Source organism: Lysobacter sp. ESA13C, from assembly GCF_019970005.1.
Lineage (GTDB): Bacteria > Pseudomonadota > Gammaproteobacteria > Xanthomonadales > Xanthomonadaceae > Lysobacter > Lysobacter antibioticus_B.
This window is the reverse complement of record NZ_JAHXYK010000017.1, coordinates 33,592-55,437: the sequence shown is the minus strand read 5'-3', so window position 1 is coordinate 55,437 and position 21,846 is coordinate 33,592. Positions and strand designations below refer to the sequence as shown.

At 67.2% G+C, this 21,846-nt stretch carries 17 protein-coding genes; 6 read left to right on the top strand and 11 right to left on the bottom strand.

Annotated features, from left to right (window positions below; translation table 11 throughout):
* The coding region (locus LC490_RS23900; RefSeq protein WP_223621861.1) for a PilN domain-containing protein at positions 1 to 686 on the bottom strand (686 nt) is incomplete at its 3' end.
* Positions 686 to 1,744: a pilus assembly protein PilM gene (locus tag LC490_RS23895; RefSeq protein WP_031372629.1), complete on the bottom strand. Its 1,059-nt coding sequence runs from the start codon at positions 1,742 to 1,744 to the stop codon at positions 686 to 688. The genes LC490_RS23895 and LC490_RS23900, both read right to left, overlap by 1 nt.
* Before the next feature lie 404 nt (positions 1,745 to 2,148).
* Here LC490_RS23895 and LC490_RS23890 point away from each other — a divergent pair, with 404 nt between their 5' ends.
* From LC490_RS23890 to LC490_RS23870, 5 genes are all read left to right on the top strand, one after another.
* Entirely contained in the window at positions 2,149 to 4,737 is a 2,589-nt protein-coding gene (locus tag LC490_RS23890; protein WP_223621860.1) for a penicillin-binding protein 1A, read from the top strand.
* A 281-nt stretch (positions 4,738 to 5,018) separates the two neighbouring features.
* On the top strand, positions 5,019 to 5,672 hold the full coding sequence (locus tag LC490_RS23885) for a hypothetical protein (protein ID WP_223621859.1): 654 nt from the start codon (positions 5,019 to 5,021) through the stop codon (positions 5,670 to 5,672).
* 313 nt (positions 5,673 to 5,985) lie between these two features.
* On the top strand, positions 5,986 to 6,942 hold the full coding sequence (locus LC490_RS23880) for a hypothetical protein (protein WP_223621858.1): 957 nt from the start codon (positions 5,986 to 5,988) through the stop codon (positions 6,940 to 6,942).
* 78 nt (positions 6,943 to 7,020) lie between these two features.
* Complete coding sequence (locus tag LC490_RS23875; RefSeq protein WP_223621857.1) at positions 7,021 to 8,031, top strand: hypothetical protein; 1,011 nt, start codon at positions 7,021 to 7,023, stop codon at positions 8,029 to 8,031.
* 151 nt (positions 8,032 to 8,182) lie between these two features.
* Positions 8,183 to 8,557, top strand: coding sequence for a hypothetical protein (locus LC490_RS23870; RefSeq protein WP_223621856.1), 375 nt, complete (start codon positions 8,183 to 8,185; stop codon positions 8,555 to 8,557).
* A gap of 106 nt (positions 8,558 to 8,663) precedes the next feature.
* Here the strand turns inward: LC490_RS23870 and LC490_RS23865 are convergent, their stop codons facing one another.
* From LC490_RS23865 to LC490_RS23830, 8 genes are all read right to left on the bottom strand, one after another.
* Entirely contained in the window at positions 8,664 to 9,971 is a 1,308-nt protein-coding gene (locus LC490_RS23865) for a citrate synthase (RefSeq protein ID WP_223621855.1), read from the bottom strand.
* Between the two features lie 458 nt (positions 9,972 to 10,429).
* Positions 10,430 to 10,672: a type B 50S ribosomal protein L31 gene (locus LC490_RS23860; protein WP_031372636.1), complete on the bottom strand. Its 243-nt coding sequence runs from the start codon at positions 10,670 to 10,672 to the stop codon at positions 10,430 to 10,432.
* A gap of 323 nt (positions 10,673 to 10,995) precedes the next feature.
* Positions 10,996 to 11,946: a nucleoside hydrolase gene (locus tag LC490_RS23855; RefSeq protein ID WP_223621854.1), complete on the bottom strand. Its 951-nt coding sequence runs from the start codon at positions 11,944 to 11,946 to the stop codon at positions 10,996 to 10,998.
* Positions 11,943 to 12,569, bottom strand: a complete 627-nt coding sequence (locus tag LC490_RS23850; protein WP_223621853.1) for a DUF4166 domain-containing protein — start codon at positions 12,567 to 12,569, stop codon at positions 11,943 to 11,945. Before LC490_RS23850 ends, LC490_RS23855 begins: the two co-directional genes overlap by 4 nt.
* Before the next feature lie 123 nt (positions 12,570 to 12,692).
* Positions 12,693 to 14,810, bottom strand: coding sequence for an ATP-dependent DNA helicase RecG (recG, locus tag LC490_RS23845; RefSeq protein ID WP_223621852.1), 2,118 nt, complete (start codon positions 14,808 to 14,810; stop codon positions 12,693 to 12,695).
* A gap of 180 nt (positions 14,811 to 14,990) precedes the next feature.
* Positions 14,991 to 17,414 carry a TonB-dependent receptor gene (locus LC490_RS23840; protein WP_223621851.1) on the bottom strand — a complete coding sequence of 808 codons (2,424 nt, stop codon included), beginning with the start codon at positions 17,412 to 17,414 and terminating at the stop codon, positions 14,991 to 14,993.
* Positions 17,415 to 17,497: 83 nt separating this feature from the next.
* Positions 17,498 to 18,625 carry an SO2930 family diheme c-type cytochrome gene (locus LC490_RS23835; RefSeq protein ID WP_223621850.1) on the bottom strand — a complete coding sequence of 376 codons (1,128 nt, stop codon included), beginning with the start codon at positions 18,623 to 18,625 and terminating at the stop codon, positions 17,498 to 17,500.
* Positions 18,626 to 18,643: 18 nt separating this feature from the next.
* Positions 18,644 to 19,873 (bottom strand): parallel beta-helix domain-containing protein, encoded by a 1,230-nt coding sequence (locus LC490_RS23830; RefSeq protein WP_031372642.1) that lies wholly within the window; start codon positions 19,871 to 19,873, stop codon positions 18,644 to 18,646.
* A 167-nt stretch (positions 19,874 to 20,040) separates the two neighbouring features.
* Between LC490_RS23830 and LC490_RS23825 the strand changes: the two genes are divergently transcribed.
* A complete protein-coding gene (locus tag LC490_RS23825; RefSeq protein WP_223621849.1) occupies positions 20,041 to 21,102 on the top strand; it encodes an AraC family transcriptional regulator in 1,062 nt (353 codons plus the stop codon).
* 234 nt (positions 21,103 to 21,336) lie between these two features.
* Here the strand turns inward: LC490_RS23825 and LC490_RS23820 are convergent, their stop codons facing one another.
* Positions 21,337 to 21,720, bottom strand: coding sequence for a RidA family protein (locus tag LC490_RS23820; protein ID WP_031372644.1), 384 nt, complete (start codon positions 21,718 to 21,720; stop codon positions 21,337 to 21,339).
* Positions 21,721 to 21,846 lie beyond the last annotated feature (126 nt).

Here is a 21,846-nt window from a genome sequence, read left to right as displayed (position 1 = left end):
GCCCCCGCAGGCGCGGCGGCAGGCGGCGTAGCCGCAGCGGCAGGCGCGGCACCCGCTGGCGCCGTTCCGGCGGTCGCATCGGCAGCCTCGGCCGTAGCGACCGGCGCATCCGGCACGCCGTCGCCGTCCTCGTCCTTCGGCGCGTTCGGATTCGCCAGCGTGACCCGGAGCTTGAACTCGTACGGCAGCCCCTTCTCGTTGCCCTTGGCTTCGATGATGGTCAGGTCGGGCTTGGTCATCCAGCCGGAGGTTTCCAGCGTGCGCATATAGGTACTGACGCGCGCATTGGACTGGGCCCGGCCTTCGAGCGTCAGAATTTCCGCATCCTGCTTGATCGCGGTGAGCACGGCGCCATCGGGGATGGTGCGCACCAGCGAATCGAACAGATGGACCATCTGCGAACGGTTGGACTGCAGCTTTTCGATCACTTCCTTGCGGGCGAGCAGCTTGGCCTTCTTCTTGTCGAGCTCTTCGATCTCGGTGATCTTCTTGTCGACCTCGACGATCTGCGCATCGAGGAAGGCATTACGCTTGCGTTGACCGCTGATTTCGCTGCTGTAGTAGAAAACGATCAGCACCGAAAGCGCGACGGCGACCAGGGCCGACAGGCCGAGGATGGCGCCGAATTCCTTCTGTCGAGCCTTGCGCCGTTCGGCGCGCCACGGGAGCAGGTTGATGCGTGCCATCAGTCGAAGCTCCTCAGGGCCAGGCCGCAGGCGATCATCAGCGCGGGGGCGTCCTGTGCGAGCGCATGCGCCTGGACGCGCGGTCCGAGGGTCATGTGCGCGAGCGGGTTGGCCACCGTGGTCGGGACGCCGAGTTGCTCCTCGACCATCTCGGCGATGCGCGGGATCGAAGCGCCGCCGCCGGCCAGTACGATCTGGTCGACACGGTTGAATTCGCTGCCGGCGTAGAAGAACTGCAACAGACGGCTGACCTGCTGGACCATCGCTTCCTTGAACGGCTCCAGCACCTCGGCCTGGTAGCTCTCGGGCAGCCCGCCCTGGCGCTTGGCCAGACCGGCTTCCTCGTAGCTCAGACCGTAGCGGCGCATGACCTCGTCGGTCAGCTGCTTGCCGCCGAAGACCTGCTCGCGGTGGTACAGGCTGCGGCCGTTACGCAGTACGTTGAGGGTGGTCATGGTCGCGCCGGAGTCGACCAGGGCGACCAGGCCGTCGCGCGGGCTGCTCAAGGTGTCGGCCAGCAGCGCGAAGGCGTTCTCGATCGCGAACGCCTCCACGTCCATGACGCGGGGCGTCAGTCCGCCGAGCTCCAGCGCCGAAGCGCGAACCTCGACATTCTCCGAACGTGACGCCGCGAGCAATACCTGGACCATGTCCGGGCTGCCGGGCATCGGGCCGAGCACCTCGAAGTCGTGGTTCACCTCGTCGATCGGGTACGGCACGTAGTTGGCCGCCTCCAGCTCGATCTGCGACTCCAACTCGTCCCCTTCCAGGTCGTTCGGCATGCCGATCACGCGGGTGATCACCGAGGAACCGGCGACGGCCGCAGCGGCATGCCTGACGCGGGTCCCCGACCTCGCGACCGCACGTTTGATCGCCTCGCCCACCGCCTCGACCTCGACGATGTTCTTCTCCACCACCGCATTCGGCGGCAGCGGTTCCACAGCATAGTGCTCAACGCGGTAGCGATTGCCGACTCGTGAGAGTTGCAACAGCTTCACCGCCGTCGAACTGATGTCCACGCCGACCAATGCCGGCTGGCTTTTCGTGATGAGTCCCACAGTTATCTCCCCATGCCACAAGCGCTTACGCGCACTTCGTGTGGCCCCGGCTTAGATAACGGACTTTTCACAGGCTGGCAACCACTTCTTTCACGATTGCCAACCCAGTCGTGCTTTTTTGACCCGCAACGTCACGTGACCCCCACCGTCAGTCTGTCGACTGCGTGCAAGACGGCGCAACACCACGGGCCCTCCCCAGCCCGACTACCCGTCATCCCGTTCCGTGCCGATTGCCCCCAATCGCCCCCATCGCGGCCGCCCTGCGGCGCGTGGTCGCGCCACCACCCTACTCGCCCGGGCGGGTTCCGTCGCCCACCGCCGGTCGGCTGGCGCCGGAACCGGGGCCGCCATCCGCGCTCCTCTATACTTGCCCGTCACGACCACCGACTCCGGAATCCGATTCGATGTCCCGTATTCGCCGTTGGCTGCGTTGGGCGCTCTATGCGTTCATCGGCGCAGTCCTGCTGGGCGCCATCGCGCTCGGCACCCTGTACTACCTGATCGTCCCCAAGCTTCCCGACGTCGAGACCCTGCGCACGGTCGAGCTGCAGGAGCCTATGTACGTCTATGCCCGCGACGGCCGCCTGATGGCGCTGTTCGGCGAGACCCGGCGCTACCCGATCGCCATCGAGGACGTGCCCGAGCGGCTCAAGCAGGCGTTCATCGCGATCGAGGACGCCCGCTTCTACAAGCACCACGGCATCGACTACAAGGGCATCGGCCGGGCGATCTGGCTGCTGGCGACCACCGACGACAAGCGCGTCCCGGGCGGCTCGACCATCACCCAGCAGGTCGCGCGCCAGTTCTTCCTGAGCTCGGAATACAGCTACAAGCGCAAGCTCGGCGAGATGCTGCTGGCCATGCGCATGGAGCGCGAGCTCAGCAAGGACGAGATCTTCGAGCTGTACTTGAACAAAAGCTTCTTCGGCAACCGCGCCTACGGCGTCGGCGCCGCCGCCGAGTTCTACTACGGCAAGAAGATGAGCGAGCTCTCGCTCGACGAGATGGCCTCGCTGGCCGGCATCCCGAAGTTCCCGTCCAGCGGCAACCCGCTCAGCAATCCCGACCGCGCCAAGCTGCGCCGCGACTACATCCTCGACCGCATGGCCGAGCAGCGCTTCATCAGCGCCGACGAAGCCGCGCAGGCCAAGGCCGTGCCGATGCACGCCAGCCCGCACGAGCGCCCGGTCGAGGTCTACGCGCCCTACGTGGCCGAGATGGTGCGCCAGGAAATGATCGCCCGCTACGGCGCCGAGGCGCTGACCAAGGGCTATCACGTCACCACCACCATCGACCCGACTTTGCAGGTCGCCGCCGACAAGGCCGTGCGCGACGGGCTGTCGGTCTACGACCGCCGCCATGGCTGGCACGGGGTCGAGCAGCACTTCGACCTCGCCGCGGGCGAGGACGCCGCGACCGCGCGCCAGCGCCTGCGCAGCATCCCGGCCCAGGCCAATCTATTGCCGGCGGTCGTGCTCGGCAGCAGCGGCGGCCAGGCCAACGTCGTGCTCGGCGACGGCACCGAGCTGACCCTCACCGAGAAGCAGGGCTTCGGCGGCCGCAGCCCCGGCAGCCTGGTCAAGCGTGGCGACGTGGTGCGCATCCAGCGCACCGAGACCGTGACCGAACCGGTAGTCGCTCCGGCCGCTCAAACCGGCACCGCGGCGGCCGCACCGGTCGTACCCGCCGCGCCGGCCAAGCCGCCGGTGGTGAGCTACCGCCTCGACCAACTGCCGCAGGCGCAGGCCGCGCTGGTGTCGCTGGAGCCGAGCAACGGCGCCTTGCGCGCGCTCTCCGGTGGCTACAGCTTCGCTGGCGCCAAGTTCAACCGCGCCACCCAGGCGCGCCGCCAGCCCGGCTCGAGCTTCAAGCCGTTCGTGTATGCGGCGGCATTCGAGCGCGGCTACAACCCGGCCTCGATCGTCCTCGACGCCCCGGTGGTGTTCAAGGACCGCCGCGGCCACCTGTGGCGCCCGCAGAACGACGGCGGCAATTTCGCCGGCCCGATGCGCGTGCGCGAAGCGATGGTGCAGTCGCGCAACCTGGTCTCGGTGCGCCTGCTCGACGCCATGGGTGTCGACTTCGCCCGCAAGTACATCAGCCACTTCGGCTTCGACCCGGAGCAGTTGCCGCCCAACCTGTCGATGTCGCTCGGCACCGCCTCGCTGACGCCGCTGTCGGTCGCACGAGGCTATTCGGTGTTCGCCAACGGCGGTTTCCGCATCACCCCGTGGTTCATCGACGAGGTCAAGGATCGCGCCGGCGCCGTGGTGTTCAAGGAAAAGCCGGCCACCGCCTGCCCCGAATGCGGCGGCCGCGGCGGCACCTCGGTCGCAGTACCGGTCAGCACGGTGGTCGACGGTTTCGACCTGGGTCCCGCCGGCGGCACCGGCGACACGGCCAAGCCCGACCCGAAGAAGCCCGATCCGAAGGCCAAGAAGGCCGAGGACAAGCCGGCCGCGCCGAAGAAGGAGCTGACTGCGGCCGAGAAGGCGAGCATGAACCTGGCGCCGCGCGCGATCGACGACCGCATCGCCTACCAGATCGTTTCGATGCTGCGCGACGTGGTCAAGCGCGGCACCGGCACCGCGGCCAAGGTGCTCGGCCGCGAAGACGTCGGCGGCAAGACCGGTTCGACCAACGACCACCGCGACGCCTGGTTCTCCGGCTTCGGCGGCCCTTACGTCACCACGGTCTGGGTCGGCCGCGACAACTACAAGTCGCTGGGTTACCGCGAATACGGCGGTAAGGCCGCCCTGCCGATCTGGATCGACTACATGCGGGTGGCGCTGAAGGATCAGCCGCTCGCCGTCAACGAACCGCCGCAGGGCATGGTCAAGGTCTCCGTCGCCGGCAACGGCGCACTGATTCCCGACGGCGCCGGCGGCGTGATCGAGTGGGTCAAGGCCGAAGACCTCGAGCGCATGCAAACCTATACCGATTACGGCAACGAAGAATCGGCGCCGTCGGAAGAGTCCTACGACATCTTCTGATCGCCTGTCCCAGGCAAGGCCCCGGCCAAGGCCGCACGCAGCGCGTGCGGCCTTTTCTTTGCGCCATCGCGCGGCTCGGATCGTCCGCGCCTGGCCTGGCGTCTTGCCCGGTCGCGTTTGCCAGGTCGTATCTTGCTGAATCAGGCGCCTCGCGCCCTGCCGCGGCGACGACGGGCCGCATGGACATTGCCCCGACCGACGAACGTGCTAGGTTTGGTCATGCCAGCCCTACCCGGCCGCGGCGAGCGCCCTCGCCGTGACGTGCCAGCCCGGAGGTCGAGATGCACCAGGCCCGACAGCACGCACATCAGCATGCGCAGACCCGCATTCGCGAGCGTCGCCATCGCCTCGCCCACGAAGCGGCCCGCCTGATCGCCGAGAGCGGCATCCGCGACTACCACCAGGCCAAGCTCAAGGCCGCCGAACGCCTGGGCATCTTCGACGACGCTTCGCTGCCGCGTAACCGCGAGATCGAGGACGCCTTGCGCGAGTACCAGCGCCTGTTCCAACGCGACAACCTCAACGGCCTGCGCCAACGCCGCGAGGCCGCGCTGCGCGCGCTGGAGTTCTTCGCCGAATTCGAGCCGCGCCTGGTCGGACCGGTGCTGGACGGCACCGCCGACGCTCGCAGTCCGGTCGCCCTGCACCTGTACAGCGACGATCCCGAGGCCGTGTCGATGTTCCTGGATCACCATCTGATCCCGGCCGAAGCCCGCGAACGCCGCCTGCGCCTGGACCGCGAACGCAGCGAAGACTTCCCGGTGTGGGTGTTCGGTGCCGAGGACCTGACCTTCGACCTGACCGTGCTGCCGCTCGACGTGCTGCGTCAGGCGCCGTTGTCGAACGTCGACGAGAAACCGATGAAACGCGCCACGGCGTCGCAGTTGCGGCAGTTGCTGGCCGACGAGGAAATTTCCGACTTCGAGCGAGGATAACGCGCCGTAGCGCCGATGCCGATGCGGGCAGAACCCTCCGGCTCGCCTCGGCCCACAGAACGCCCGACCAGGCGGCCCGGTCATCGCCGCGCGCCTGAACGCCCTCGCGACGCTACCTAGCCGTCATCCCCGCGAAGGCGGGGATCCGGAGACTTCAGAGCCACGTCGCGACCGAGCCCCAGGGGCCACGCCTTCGCGGGATAGCGGCACGAGATGAGCCAAGCGCCATGCGGCCGTGTGCGCATCAAACGAATACGATCCAACGAATACGAAACCGTATCAGCCCGACAAAACCGTTCGAAGGACCGAACCCATGCGACAACGCCCCCGACGCGGCCCCGCAGCGATGCAAGTCATCGCGTCCGGCATTCGCCTGCTCTTCGGCGGATTGATCCTGTCGGCCGTGTCGTTCGTCGCAGCAGCGACGCCGCCGGCGCAACGCACCGCATCGAACACAAGCACACCGACCGAACCGAACACCGTCGCCGGTTTGGTCGCCCGCTTGCGTACGCAGGCCGCGGCATCGCAATCCAGCCCCGCCGTGCGCGCCGACTACGACGCCCTGCGCGCCACCCAGAGCTTGAGTGCCGCACAACTGCCCTACGCCGATTACGCCTATCTGCGCCTGCTGTTCGAAGCCACTCGCGACGGCGGTTACTGGAACCTGCATTGGGCGATCACCGATCGCGAACCCAATTCGGACGCGATCTGGGCCCAATGGCGCGCCCGGCGCAGCGCGACCCCGACCGGCATCACCGCCACCGCCGAATGCGACGAGCTGTCCGCGCTGTACGCCTTCCTCGCCCGCCGCGGTGGCGTGCGCAATGTCGGCCTGTTCTGGCCGACGGCGAACCACACCGTCGCGGTCTGGCGCATTCCCACGACGCCAGGCGAAACCCGCATCGTGGTTCCGACCACGCAGATTTTCCTGAGCCAGTACGACAGCTTCGGCACCCGCGGCTTCGACCCGTGGAAGCAGGCGACAATCTACGAATACGGCCGTCGCGACATCGTCGACGATGCGCGCCTGCCGCAAGCGCTGATCGGCTTCTTTCTGGCCCAGAACGACAAATACGCCCGCGCCTCCGGCCTGAGCCTGCAGCGCATGCGGCAACTGCGCGACGGCGTGCTCGACGGCAGCCTCAGTGCCGACCAGGCCATGCGCCAGGCGCAAGCGCAACGCGAACGCATCGCGCCCGGCGCCGCCGACGACCGCAGCGCATATGCGCATTTCATCCGCGACCTGCAAGCGGCCGCAAAGACTCCATAGCGACGACCGCCGGCCCCACCCCGCCGCTGCCGTAACGCGTATAAATCCGCATCGATCCTTAGCAGGAAGCGCCCTACCATGACCCATCGCCTCGGCCGTCCGTGCTTGTCTGCCATGGCGGTCGCGCTGTGTTCGCTGGGCGTGGTATCGGCCGCATTCGCGCAACAGCCTCCCGCTGCCGGCGCGCGCCAACTGCAACTCGAAGCGCGCCTGCAAGGCGAGCCTTATCGCTGGGAACTGGCCGACGGAACCGTCCTGGCCCAAGGCTTGGCCGACGACTCCGCGCGAGTGACGGTGACCGAGCGGGCCGGCCAGGAGCAGTACGCTCTGGAAATGCTCTGGGGCCGGTTCCCGGTCAAGGTCGCCGCCGCCTGTTGGCTGCTGCCGCCGGCGCGGTTCGAGGCCTGCGCCGAAATCGGGCGGCGCGAGGACACCCGGGCGCAGAAAGAACAGAGCGCCGAAGAGGAACGCAAGGAACGCGAACGCAAGCGCCGGTTGGCCGCGCGCACGGCCTGGATACGCCCGGCGATGAGCCCGAAGCGCGTCGTCTCGATCCTCACCAAGGCGATGCGCGACCAGCAGGCGTGGATGCGCACGCCCGCCGCGCGCCTGGTCGCCGACAACTTCGCCTGCGATGCCGGCAATGCGGGGCTTCCGAAAATCACCGCCGCTGCGCGGGAAAAATACGCCCAGGCCCGTAGCATCGGTGCGTACGCCGCCGAGGGCGAGCCCTTGCTGATCGAAGCCGCCGAGTTGGGCAACTGGCGCGCGGTCGCGACCCTGTTCAACGTGGCGATGCATGGCGAAGACTGGGAATCGGCCCAGCCATTGGTCGCCTGGCTGCTGCAACGCGGCGCGCCGGCCGGCTACAACAAGCTCGCCGAGCTGCACGGCACCATCGCCAGCTACGAAGACGGCCAAGCCTCGTCCGCCGAGCGGGATCTGGCCACGGCGCTGCGTTGGCGCGCCGCGCAAGCCGGCGACCCGGGCGCGCAACGCGATATGGCCGGCTATTTCGAGGAACGCGATCCGCAGCTGTCCGAGCGGCTGACGCACTGCGCGCTGCAACGCTTTCCCGACCTCAAGTAAGCGCACGCCGCGCAACGCCCTCCGGGCTCCACGGCAGCCCCTCGTCCGGCCGGGTCGAGGTTTCCGTGAAATCTGCCCGATGACGAACGAGACGCCGCCACGAACCAACGGCACAATGACGATTCTTTACGCAGCCACCCAAGGAAGCATCATGCGATTTCATGGAACCCTACTGCTGTGCCTGGCGACGCTTTCGTCGGCCGCCCTCGCCGCCGACAAACCGGCGATCAGCCTGTCCAAGCTCTACCAAAGCTACGAAGAGGCCGGCCACAGCGCGCTGTCGATGCCCGAGTACGATCAGGCCGTGCGCTTCACCGCGGTGGTGCTGGAACAGAGCACCTCGATGGCCGACACCGCGCTCACCTCCGCGACCGACGCCGACGGCGAGGTCGAATACGCACGCCTGACCAGCGAGGACGGCAAGCTGGCCGCACTTCCGCCAGGCACCGCCTTCACCGCGACCTGCACGGTCGGCTTCACGTCCGGCACCGAGTACCTGAGTCTGACCGACTGCGAGGTCGAGTAAAGCGCGACCCGCTCGGATCGGCATCGCCGCGCGATGCCGATCCGGAGCGCAAACGAAAACGCCCCGCCGAAGCGGGGCGTTTTCGCATCCGGGATGCGGACGCGGATCAGCGCTGGTCGGCGCCGACGTAGTCGCGCGTCGCGTGACCGGTGTAGATCTGGCGCGGACGGCCGATCTTGTTCTCGGGGTCGTTCTGCTGTTCCAGCCAATGCGAGACCCAACCGGCGGTGCGCGCGATCGCGAACATGACCGTGAACATCTCGACCGGAATGCCGAGCGCCTTGTAGATGATGCCCGAGTAGAAATCGACGTTCGGGTAGAGCTTGCGCTGAACGAAGTACTCGTCCTTGAGCGCCGCTTCTTCGAGCTTCATCGCCACTTCGAGCAGCGGATCGTTGACGCCGAGCTCGCCGAGCACGTCGTGGGTCATCTTGCGGACCAGCGCGGCGCGCGGATCGTAGTTCTTGTAGACGCGGTGGCCGAAGCCCATCAGGCGGAAGCCCGATTCCTTGTCCTTGGCCTTGTCGATCGCGCCCTTGACGTTCTCGGGGCGGCCGATCTCGTTGAGCATCTTGAGCACGGCCTCGTTGGCGCCGCCGTGCGCCGGTCCCCACAACGCGGCGACGCCGGAAGCGACGCTGACGTAGGGGTTGGCGCCGGTCGAACCGACCAGGCGCACGGTCGAGGTCGACGCGTTCTGCTCGTGATCGGCGTGCAGGATGAACAGCAGGTCCATCGCCTTGGCGGCGACCGGGTTGAGCTCCAGCGGCTCGCTCGGCACTTCGAACAGCATGTGCAGGAAGCGCGTGGTGTAGTCGAGGCTGTTCTTCGGATAGCGGATCGGCCAGCCGATCGAATAACGATGGCAGGCGGCGGCGATCGTCGGCACCTTGGCGATCAGGCGGATCGCGGCCAGGCGGCGCTGTTCCGGATCTTCCAGGTCGAGTTCGTTGTGATAGAAGCTCGCCATCGAGCCGAGCATGCCGACCAGCATCGCCATCGGGTGGGCGTCGTGACGGAAGCCGTACAGGAAGGTACGAAACGCTTCGTGCATCATCGTGTGATGCGTGACTTCGTGCTCGAACTTGCTGAACTCGCCGGCAGTCGGCAGTTCGCCGTTCATCAGCAGATAGGCGACTTCGAGGAAGTTCGACTTCTCGGCGAGCTGTTCGATCGGGTAGCCGCGGTACAGCAGCACGCCCTCATCGCCGTCGATGTAGGTGATCGCCGACTTGCAGCTGGCGGTCGCGGTGAAGCCGGGGTCGTAGGTGAACATCCCGGTTTCTTTCGGCAGCTTGGCGATGTCGACGCAGGAAGCGCCCAACACCGGGTGCTGCACCGGCAAGACCACGCTCTTGTCGCCGGCGGTCAGGGTGACCTGATCGAGGCCAGCTTTTTTGGAATCATCGGACACGAAACACTCCTCAATCTGCCTGCCGCAGGGAAGGCCGCGGCAGGAGGGGGACGGGGGTCGCATTTGAACTGCGATGCTGAATTATCGCACAACGCTTCTTGAGCCCAAGCTCGGACTTTGGTCGGGAGGGGCGCATGGCGGCCACGCAGCGTTTCATCGCCGAGGCCGGTTTTCGGCCCGCAGGCAGGCCCCGGAAGGCCTCGCGCCGGCGCACGCGGGCGGGCTTGTCGCAGCTTGGCGGAAAGCCTGTCGCGAGGCGGTCGCCGGCCCGGACCCAGCGCGACGAAGGCATACGGGGAGACGCGAGCACCGCGGCCCGACAGCGGCGCAGACATCGCCGGGATGCGGCAGCGCGAACCGCCGCGGCCACACCCGTCGCTCAGCGGAACCGGTGGCGACGCAAACGCAAACGGCCGCCCTTTCGGGCAGCCGTTGTGCGCACAGCGATTGCGACGCGATTACTTCTGCGCGTAACGCTTGCGGAACTTGTCGACGCGACCGCTGGTGTCCATGATCTTGTGCTTGCCCGTATAGAACGGGTGCGACGCCGACGAGATGTCGACCTTGATCAGCGGATACTCGGTGCCGTCGAGCTTGATCGTTTCCTTGCTCGACAGGGTCGAACGGGTCAGGATCTGGAAGTCGGTGGTGACGTCCTGGAACACGACGTTACGGTATTCGGGATGGATGCCTGCCTTCATGGCACTCAACCTTAGGTATGCGGGAAAGTCGGGCAGTATAGCGGCCGGATTGGGGGGAGTGCAAGTCCATTTGGCGCCGGAAAACCAATTGGTTGTGGTCCAGGCTGAATGAGGCGGGGGGAGCTGCGCTCACCCCGCTTCCTGCCTGATTGGCCGGCACTTGGCCGGCGAGACCTAGGGGCATCGCCGGCTGATGATTCCCTGCTTCCAAGCTTGGAACAGGCGGCTCGCGCCGGGCTGAGGGGGGTCTTCCGCGTTCTTGCACCGCTGGTTCCGCCACCGGGAAGATCACCTTGCGCGCTCCTGCGACTTTCGCCGTACGCCTACTCTCCTCTGCGAGGGTGTGCGGCCAGTGCCTTCTGAATCAGGGTTTCGAAGCGCTGGTGATCATATTTCATGAGAATCGCGACTTTGTCGGGGCGGCCTTCCTGGCGACGCCAGTCGACCACGGTCGCACCGCGGCTGTGGCTGCCTTCGAGTTCGATCGAGACCGGCCGCGATTGCACGTCCTGCGCACCCTCGGGCTCGAGCGCGAACGCCATCGCCAGGGCGTCGGCGGCATGCCAGTGATCGCCGCGACGGTCGATCGACCACATCCGCGTCTTCTCGGAAATGCGCTCGTAGAACTTGCCGCGCGCCGAATCGGTCTGGAACCAGGTGAGCACGCGTTCGTGATGCAGGCCGTGGGCAATCACCGCCTCCCAGTCGGCCAGGTCGATGTGTTCGAAGGCTTCGAACACGATGTGCGCCGCTTCCGGATCGAAGTAGATGTTGAACTCCGCCGCCGGGGTAATGTTGCCCTGGCAGGTCACCGCGCCGCCCATCACCACCAGGCGCGCGATGCGCTGCGGCAGGGTCGGATCGAGCTTGAGCGCCAGCGCGACGTTGGTCAGCGGCCCCAACGCCACCAGCAACAGCTTGCCGGCGTGTTCGTGCGACAGGCGGATGATCGCGAGCGCGGCGTGTTCGGCTTCGACCTGGCGCTGGGCGGCTTCGTAGCCGACGTCGCCGAAACCGTCCTGGCCGTGCACATAGCCCGCGTCCGGCGAGGGATGCAGCAAGGGCGCATCGGCGCCGGCGAACACCGGCACGTCGACGCCGGCCACTTCGCACAACTTGAGCGCGTTGGCGACGGTGTGCTTGAGGCCGACGTTGCCGGCGGCGATGGTCAGCCCGACCAGTTCGTGGCGCGGATCGTTGAACGCCATCAGCAGCGCCAGCGCGTCGTCCACGCCGGGGTCGGTATCGATAAGCAGGGGAATGCGATCAGTCATGAAGCCACTCGTTCGTCGGTAACGGCCGCGTCGGCCGGGACAGCGTGCAGCGCGCCTTCGTAGCGCAACAGCTCGCCGAAGGGAAACAGGGAGAAAGCGACGGCGAAGCGGTAATGCTCGCCGTCTTCGATGCGCTTGTAGGCATCGGTGCGGGGAAACAGGAACAACGGCAGCGGCACGCCGCGCACTACGACGCCGCGCAAACGCCAGCGCCAGCCGCCGTCCTCGAGCTCGACACCGAGTTTCATCCGCGCCGGGCCGGTGCTTTCCAGCCAATGGCCATCGGGATAACGGCCGACCGGACGGAACACCGAGATCAGTTCGCTGCCGTCGTCGAAACGGCGGCGCCACTGCATGGCCTGCGCGTCATGGACGATCTCGACGCGGAAGCCGCGACGTGCGCGATCGATCGGAATGCCGAGGCGTCGGGCTAGACGGCGGCCGATGTACCCGGCCAGACCGGTTCCGGTGGAAAGGGCGACCTGCCCGCCCAGGGTCCCGCCGCTGCGATGCAGCGCCTGCAGCAAGGGGTGCAGCCGGTCGAAAGCCGGGCCGAACCATTGCGTGGCCGCGTTTTGAAGGGCTCCCGGCATCCGGGTGGGGCGCTCCAGCTGGCGGGACACTATGCCATTGTTTGCCGTCGCGGGGAGTGTTCGATTGTGCCCGGCTTGCGGTCTTGGCGATGGCGCTCAGGCGCCGCCGCGACAGCCCTCGACGATCAGGCCGAAGCGATCAGGCCGAGGCGATCAGGCCGAAGCGTATCTCGCCGCACCGCCGACCCAGCGCGAGACGATGCGTTCGGCCAGCTCCGGCGAGGTCTTCAGCAGGCGCTCGCCCAATTCCTGCACCAGCGGCAGCAGGTCGGCATCGCGGGCCAGATCGGCGACGCGGAAACCGGCCAGGCCGGTCTGGCGGGTGCCGAGCAGTTCGCCGGGGCCGCGCAGTTCCAAATCCTTCTCGGCGATCACGAATCCGTCGTGGGTCTTGCGCATGGTGTCCAGGCGCTGCCGCGCCAGGCCCGACAGCGGCGAGCGATACAGCAGCACGCAACTCGACGCGGCGCTGCCGCGACCGACGCGTCCGCGCAGCTGATGCAACTGGGCCAGGCCGAGGCGCTCGGCGTTTTCGATGATCATCAACGAAGCGTTGGGCACGTCGACGCCGACTTCGATCACCGTGGTCGCAACCAGCAGGTCGAGTTCGCCGTCCTTGAACGCGCGCATCGTTTCCTGCTTTTCCTTGGCCTTCATGCGCCCGTGCACTAGGCCGACGCGCAAGGGCGCGAGCTGCTGCGACAGTTCCTCGAACGTGGTCTGCGCGGCCTGGGCGATCACCTCGTCGGAATCGTCGATCAGGGTGCAGACCCAGTACGCCTGCCGGCCTTCGGCGCAGGCGGTGCGGATGCGCTGCACCAGTTCCGGCCGGCGCTCTTCGCCGAGTGCGACGGTCTGCACCGGCGTGCGCCCGGGCGGCAGTTCGTCGATCGCCGAAACGTCGAGATCGGCGTAGGCGGTCATCGCCAGGGTGCGCGGGATCGGGGTCGCGGTCATCACCAACTGGTGCGGCACGATCGCATCGTCGCCGACCGCGCCGCCGGCGCCTTTGTCCCTCAAGGCCAGGCGCTGGTGGACGCCGAAGCGGTGCTGCTCGTCGACGATCGCCAGGGCCAGGTCGCGGAACGCCACGCCTTCCTGCATCAGCGCATGGGTGCCGACCACCACCTGCGCTTCGCCGTTGGCCACCTGTTCGAGCACCGCCTTGCGTGCGCGGCCGGTGACCTTGCCGGCCAGCCAGGCCACGCGCACGCCCAAGGGTTCGAGCCAGCGGCGCAGATTATTGAGGTGCTGCTCGGCCAACAATTCGGTCGGCGCCATCAGCGCGGCCTGGCGGCCGTGCTGCACGGCCAGCATCGCCGCGAGCGCGGCGACCACGGTCTTGCCGCTGCCGACGTCGCCCTGGACCAGGCGCAGCATCGGCGAGGGTTTGGCCAGATCGGCGCGGATCTCGTCGAACACCCGCCGCTGCGCGCCGGTGAGTTTGAACGGCAACGCCTTGCGCAGTTTCTCGGCCAGCGGCATCTGCTTGAGCGGGCGCGACTTGTGCGCCTGCTGGCTGATGCGCTGGCGGCGCAGGCTGAGGTGGTGGGCGAGCAATTCTTCGAGTGCGAGCCGGCGCTGCGCCGGGTGGCGGCCGGCGATCAAGGCGGCCACGTCGGCGTCGACCGCCGGCCGGTGCACGGTCAGCAGCGCTTCGCGCAAGGTCGGCAGTTGCAGGCGCTCGCGCAGCTCGCGCGGCAGCAGCTCCAGCGAAGCATCGTCGGGCAGGCGGTCGAGGGCATAGCCGATCAGCCGGCGCAAGGTCGCCGGGCCGATGCCTTCGATCGCCGGATAGACCGGGTCGAGCTGTTCGCCCAGCGCGACCTCGCCCTCGTCGTCGAGCACGCGATAGCTGGGATGAACGATCTCGAGCCCATGCTGGCCCGGCTTCGGCGTGCCGTACAGGCGCACGCGCGCACCGATGCGGAACTGCGCGACCTGGGCGGCGCGAAAATGGAAGAAGCGCAGCACCAGCACCGAGCGCGAATCGTCGCCGACCGCAACGCGCAGCATCGGCCGGTAACGGAAGCCGCGGTCGACCGCCTCGACCCGGCCTTCGACCTGGGCGGCGACGCCGGGCTGGAGCAGCCGGATCGGGGTGATCTGGGTGCGGTCTTCGTATTGCCGCGGCAGTTGCAGCCAGAAATCCTGCAGCGTAGTCAGGCCGCGTGCGGCGAGCTTCTCGGCCACGCGCGGCCCCACCCCGGGCATCCGCGGCAACGGCTGTGTGTGGAGATCGACGGAGGGCCCGTCCTGACGGCTCGGCATCGCATAAGGATGCCGGGAACGGCGGCAAAGCTAAACCCCGGCGCGTCCCTGTGCCGGGTCTTAAGCGTGAACCCCGACGCATCGCGACGGCGAACGAAACCGCTGCCGCCGTCGAGGCTGGATTCTGCCGTGATCCCGCCGAAGCGGGAGCGACGGAACAACGAAACGACCGGCCCGGCCTCAGAACCTCGCGCTGAACTCCACGCCGTAGCTGCGCGGTTCGCTGACCCGCGCGCCGACCGTGCCGAGCACGTTCTTGCCGTAGGTGCCGAGCGCGTTGATGTACTGATTGTCGAACAGATTATTGCCGTAGGCGGCCAGACCCCAGCGCCCCTGCGGCGAGGTCCAGCCCACGCGCAGGTCGGTGCGGTTCTGCGCCTCGCCGAGGTTCAAGGCGGGGCTGACGCCGCAGCGGTTCTGCGCCTGCGATTCCTCGCTGCAACGGACCTTGCCGCGATAGGCATGGCGCAGGGAGAAGCGCAGGTCGCCGTGCGCGCCGAGGTTCCAGACGTAATGCGCGCCGCCGGCCATCGACCAGTACGGCAGGCCGGTGGGATCGCCGCTGGCGTCGATGCCGTCGGAGGTCACGTAGTTCTTGTAGGTCGAATCGATGAAACCGGCGTTGAAGTCGAGGCCGAAGTTATCGGTGGCCTGCCAGCGCAGGTCGAGGTCGAGGCCGTAGGCTTCCAGGTCCGAGGTATCGACGACGAAACGCGGAATGTCGGTGCTGCTGTCCAGCCGCACCGCCTGGCGGTTGTCGTAGACATAGTAGTAAGCCGAGGCATTGAGCTGCACGCGCTGCTCGGGGAAGACCTGCTTGATGCCGGTCTCGAAGTTCCACACGTCCTCGTTCTCGAAACCGCTGCCGATCTGCAGCGAGTTGAAGCCGCCGGCCTTGTAGCCCTTGGCCAGCGAAGCGAACACCATGGTGTCGTCGCTGAAGTGGTAGTCGACGACGAAACGCGGGCTGAAATCGCTCCAACTGTTCGAAGTGCGGTTGAGCACGCCCTTGTTGAGCATCGCCGGCGGGTCGATGAAGGCGACGTCGAACACGAAGGCCTCGCGCGGCAGGCCGACCATGTCGAAGAAACCGAAGGCCTGCAATTGGTTCAAGGTCGCGTCGAGGGTCGGTGCGGTACGCGGCGTGTTCAACCACGAGAACTTCTTCTCGTCGCGGGTGTAGCGCAGGCCGACGGTCAGGTTGAGCTTGTCGGTCGCGTGCCAGATCACGTCGCCGAACACCGCATAGGCCTTGGTATCGAGGGTGTTGTGGAAAGTCTCGTTCCAGCGGTGGCCGAGCAGGGTCAGCGGAATGCCGTTGGCCTGCAGCAGGTCGTCGAAGAAACCGAACAGACGCCCGTCCGGAGTCGGCGCCAGACCAAGGTTGCGCACGATGGTGTCGACCGAATCGGTCAGCGCATTGACCTCGCTGGTCTGCCGGGCCTTCTCGTCGAAATAGCTGGCGCCGGCGATCCAGTCGAGCGTGTCGGTGCTGCCGCTGAACTTGAACTCCTGATAGAAGCTGCGGTTGCTCTCGGTATTGGTCGAATCGACGTACAGATACTTGCGGTTGGTGCCGTCTTCCTCGACCCGGTTGACCGAGTCGTAGTCGCGCCACGAGGTGGTCGAGGTGAAACCGCCCCAGTCGAAACCGTGGTCGACGATCAGGGTGACGCCGTCGAAACGCCGCGACTCTTCGTTGCCCTCGATGTCGACCGCCGTCGGGATCTTGCGCGGGTCGAGGTAAGCCGATTCGTCGACCGGCAGAGTCGGCAAGCCCGGCGCGGGCGGCAAGGCGACGATGCCGGTGGTGACCTGGCCGTTCTGGTCCAGGCTTTCGTGGTCCCAGCTCAGCAAGGCACTGGTGCGCTCGCCGAAGCGGGCCTTGAAGGCCGCGCGCGTCGCCCAGTTGTTTTCCGGGCCGAGGTCTTCGCCGGTCACCGCGTCCTGAATCCAACCATCGGCGTGATTGACCAGGGCATTGAAGCGGAACGCCGAATGCTCGCCGGTCGGCAGGTTGAGCATGCCGTCGACGTATTGCTTGCCGTCGCTGCCCAAGCGCAAACGCGCCTTGACCTCGGTGGCGCTGAAGTCGGGCTTGCGGGTGATGATCGAGACCGCGCCGGCGGCGGTGTTGCGGCCGAACAAGGTGCCCTGCGGCCCCTTCAGCACTTCGATGCGCTCGACATCGGTGAACGGCAACAGCACGCCGCCGCCACGCCCGGCATACACACCGTCGACGTACACGCCGACGGCCGGATCGGTGCCGATGCCGAAGTCGTCGGTGCTGATGCCGCGCAACTGGAAGCCCGGCTGGGTCGGCTGCTGGCTGTCGACCACCAGGCCCGGCACGAAGCTGTCCAGGTCGCCCATGTCCTGCGCAGCGATGTCGTCGATGAGCTCGTCGGTCACCACCTGCAGCGCGATCGGCACGTCCTGCAGTTCCTGCTCGCGGCTCTGCGCGGTGACGGTGATCTTCTCCAGCTCCTTCGGCGCCGCCTCCTGGGCGTAGGCGACCGGCGCGGCCAGGGCGAAGGCGCCGCCGCAAAGCGCGGCGAGTGCGGCGGTGGTCGCGGTGACCAAACGGTGTTTGCGCAACGGCATCGGAAAGCTCCCCTCTCGTTCGTCGTAGACACGAACGCGCACGGCGGCGCGTTCCCCTCCCTGCCTTCCCCGACCCGCAGGTATCAGCCGCACTGCCCCTGTTGCGCGGCGATCCAGTCGCGGATCAGTCTTACCCCTTCGGTGTGCACGACACTGCGACCCAGCTCCGGCATCATCACCGAAGGATCGTCGCTGCGCATGCGATAGAGCAGGATCGATTGATCGGGTTTGCCCGGCACGATGTCGTGGCGGAAATCGCCGGTGCCCTTGCCGGCGGCGATCGGCAGCTTGCAGCGACCCAGCCGCATGGGCTCTTGGGTCGCCGCATCGAGCCACAGTCCCGAGGTATTGCCCGGCCCTTTCGGGCTGTGGCAATGGCCGCAATTGATGTCGAGGTAGGCACGCGCACGCGCGTCCAGTCCCGCCTTGGCGTCGCGCCAGTTCGCATCGCGCGGCGCGGCAGCCGCGGTGGGCGCGCCGTGCAGATAGCCGGTGCGAGTCCAGCGCGCGATCTGATTGCTCAGCCCATCGTCGTAGGCGAAGTCGCGATTGAGATGGCGTGCCTTCGGCCCGATCGGCTGCAGCGCCTTGCTCTTCATGTCGACGCCGTGGCAGCCGGCGCATTGGTTCTGGTCCGGCACTTGGTATTCGGCCGCTTCGCGTTGGCCGTCGGCCGCGACCAGACTCAGCGAAATCAAGGCGCCGCTGCGCATCAACCTGGCCTCGGTCTGTTCGGCGTTCCAAACATAAGGCAAGGCAACCCAGCCGTCCTCGCGCCGTATCAACAGACGGGTCTCGATCAATCGAACCTGGTTCAAGGCCAGGCCGCCGCCGCGCAGCTCCGGGCCATCGTCGGCGCTGCGCAGCACCGCATCGCCGCCGGCCTGGCTGCGCGGGTAGTAGAAGGTCTTGCTGAAGATGGTTCCGACCGGGAAATCGAAGGCCTCGTCGGCCCGGTACTGCGCGGCCTGGCCCTTCGGCATCCATACCGTGCGCAGCTTGTGCGCGTAGTCGGAGAACAGCGGCGTGTTCAAGTCGTAGGGCACGACCCCGGCATTGAGCTTCAAGCGGCCGTCGGCGACGCGCACCAGGTTCCATTCGGCCAGGGTCGGCGGCTGGCCGTCGGCGAAGAAATGCACCGGCGCCGGCGCCGACTCGCGCGCGCATCCGGCCAGCAGCATCGACAGCCATACGGCAACGACCGAGCGCATCATCGTCCTGCGCATCGATCAACCGCGCTTGAGGTCGATCGCCGGCAGCTTCGGCAGGGTGCAGGCGTAGGACTTGAGGTCTTGGCTCGGGCTCTTGTAGCCGCCGGGACCATCGGCGTTGATCACGCCGGAGACGTCGCGGATGCAGATCTGCGGCCCGTCCTTGAGCGCCTTGTTCGCATACCCGTCCCACAGCACGTCGGGGAAGCGGCCGCTGAGGCCGTAGATCGCCGTCTTCAGGGCCTTGAGGTCGAAACCGTCGGGCGAGTCGCCGCCGCCGGACAGGCGATTGCCGTAGATCGAGATCCGCTCCGGATAGGGATCGAAGTCTTTCGCCGCCTTGTCGTCCTTGTAACCGGTCGAATACACGCTGGAGACGATGATGTTGGTGGTGGCGTTGTCGCTGATGTCGTTGTCGAAAATCTCGACGTCGTCGTTGGAATTCACCACCATGCCGCTGCCGGCCGGCACGCTGGCCACCGGCGTGCCCTTGGCGCCGAAGTTGGCGGTGTTGTTCTTGAACACCTTGTTCTTGAACACGCGGATCGCCCCGCCCTGCTGCGACAGCGCCGGCATGTTGAACACCAGGATGCCGCCGGTGTTGTTGGTGGCGACGTTGTCGTAAACGTCGGCGTTGATCGTGTTTTCGATCTCGATGCCGGCGACGTTGAACTCGGCGCGGCTGTTGCGCACGATCACGTCGCGCGACTGGCCGACGTAGATGCCGGCATCGGAAGCGCCGATGGCCACCGAGTTCTCGATCAGCACGTTGCGGGTCTTGACCGGGTACAGACCGTAGGCGCCGTTCTTGGTGCTCGGCCCGCCGGTCCACTCGACCCGCACGTTGCGGATGGTGATGTCCTGCGCCTCGTTGATCTTGAGGCCGTCGCCCTTGCTGTCCTCGATCGCCAGATTCTCGATGGTGAACTGGCTGGCGTTGACCAGCAGGCCTTCGGCGCCGGCCTTCTGGCCCTTGAAACTCAGCACCGACTTGTCCGGCCCGGCGCCGCGGATGGTCACGCCGTCCACGCGCAGGGTCAGGCTGCGGTCGAAGGTGTAGCGCCCGGCAGGCACCTCGATCACCTCGCCCGGCTTGGCGTCGAGCAGACGGGTGCGAAAGCTCTCGGCGAAGGCGGCGTCGCCGGCGGCGACCTGCGCGGTCGCGGTGTGCCGGGGCTGCTCGGGACCGCAGCCGGCGGTCAGGGCCGCGGCGGCGGCAAGGGCGAACGCCGGAATCTGTTTGCTCATGGATCTCCCCGTGATTGGCGACCGGGGCGCGGCGCGAATGCTCGCGTTGGGCGTCCCTCGTGGCTATGCGACGAGTCTCCGCCGCCGATGTGAGCGCGCGTGAGGGCGAATGCGGCACACTAAGGGGGCATTAGCGGTCAACCGTGCGGCCACGATCGTGAGGGGCGATGCGTCAGCCATCCGACCAGGACAGCGCCAAATCCGACATCGCCTTGATGTCGCCGAACCTGCTGTGGGGCTTGCTCGAGACCGCGGACCGGATCGGCGCGCCCAGCGACGATTGGTTCGCCGGCACCGGCCTGAGCCGCGCCCAGGTCAGCGACCCGGGCGTGCGCCTGCCCAACCGGCCGACCGCGATCGTGATCGACCGCGCCCTGCGCGTGCTGCCCGACACCATCGGCCTGGACATCGGCCGCAGCCAGCATGTCGGCAACTTCGGCCTGCTCGGCCTGGCGATGACGACCGCGGCGACCTTCGGCGAGGCCCTGCAGATCGGCCTGCGCTTCACTCCGGTGGTCGGCAGCCTGATGCGTTTCGTCGAAAGCGCCTCGGAATCCGGCACGGTCGCCCTGGCCGGGCAAATGACCCTGACCTATCCCTCGATCCACCGTTTCGTCTGCGAGGAGTTCTTCAGCAGTTGCCTCGCCCTCGCCCGCGGTTTGGTCGGCGAAGGCCTGCGGCCCTTGCGCATCGAGTTCAGTTATCCCGCGCCGGACTACGCCTCCCACTATCGCGACGTGTTCGACTGCCCGGTCGCGTTCGAACAACCGCAGAACCGGCTGGTGCTCGACGCGCAATGGCTGGCGGCGCCGCTGCCGACCCACAACCCGATCGCCTCGCGCCAGGTGCTGGCCCTGTGCGAGGCGCAGATGCCGGAAGGCGCGGTGCCCGGCGAGGTCACCGCCGCGGTCGAGCGCCTGCTGCGCGCGCAATTGCCGCAGGACCCCAAGCTCGCCGGCATCGCCGCGCAATTGCACGTCAGCGAGCGCACCCTGCGCCGGCAACTGACCGGCGAAGGCACCAGCTTCCACGAGATCCACGACCGTCTGCGCATCGACCACGCCTATGCGCTGCTGCGCGAACGCAATCTCACCATCGCCAGCGTCGGCGCCGCCATCGGCTACAAGGACCCGCGCGATTTCCGCCGCGCCTTCAAGCGCCTCACCGGCGAAACGCCGCGCGCGCTGCGCGAACGCTTGTCGGCCGAGATTGCGCGCGAGCGCAGGTAGGGCTTGGCTCGGGAATCGGGAATCGGGAATCGGGAATCGGGAATCGGGAATCGGGAATCGGGGCGATGATTTGCGAGCTTGCGTCGCCCGGTCAAGGCTCGTCGCTATTGCGGATTCGCGGTCGCAGCTCGCGCAGTTCCTACTCTGGAGTTCATGCCCTGACCATGCCGGCGCAAACGCAAACGGCCGCCTCGTGACGGGGCGGCCGTTGCTGGAAACACTGGGCGTCGCGGTTTAGCGCAGCACCATCACCGCATCGACTTCGAACGCCACGCCGCGCGGCAGTGCCGACACTTCGACGGTCGAGCGCGCCGGATACGGCGGGTTGAAGTACTCGCCCATCACCGCGTTGACTTTGCCGAACGCGCCGAGGTCGGTGAGGAACAAGCCCAAGCGGGCGATGTCGGCGAGCGAGCCGCCCGCGGCTTCGCAGACCGCCTGCAGATTGCGGAACGCGCGATGCGCCTGGGCTTCGATGTCGCCCTCGATGACCAGGCCGCTGGCCGGGTCGAGCGGGATCTGGCCGGACAGATAGACCGTATCGCCGACGCGCACGGCCTGCGAGTACGGGCCGATGGCGGCCGGAGCTTGGTCGGTGTGGATGATTTCGCGAGACATTTGGGGGCCGGGAATCGGGAATTGGGAGTCGGGATCTTAAAGCCGGGAATCGGGAATGGGGAGTCGGGAATCGTAAAAGCGAGGCGGTCCGTCTGGGCCTTGCGATTCCCGACTCCCCATTCCCGA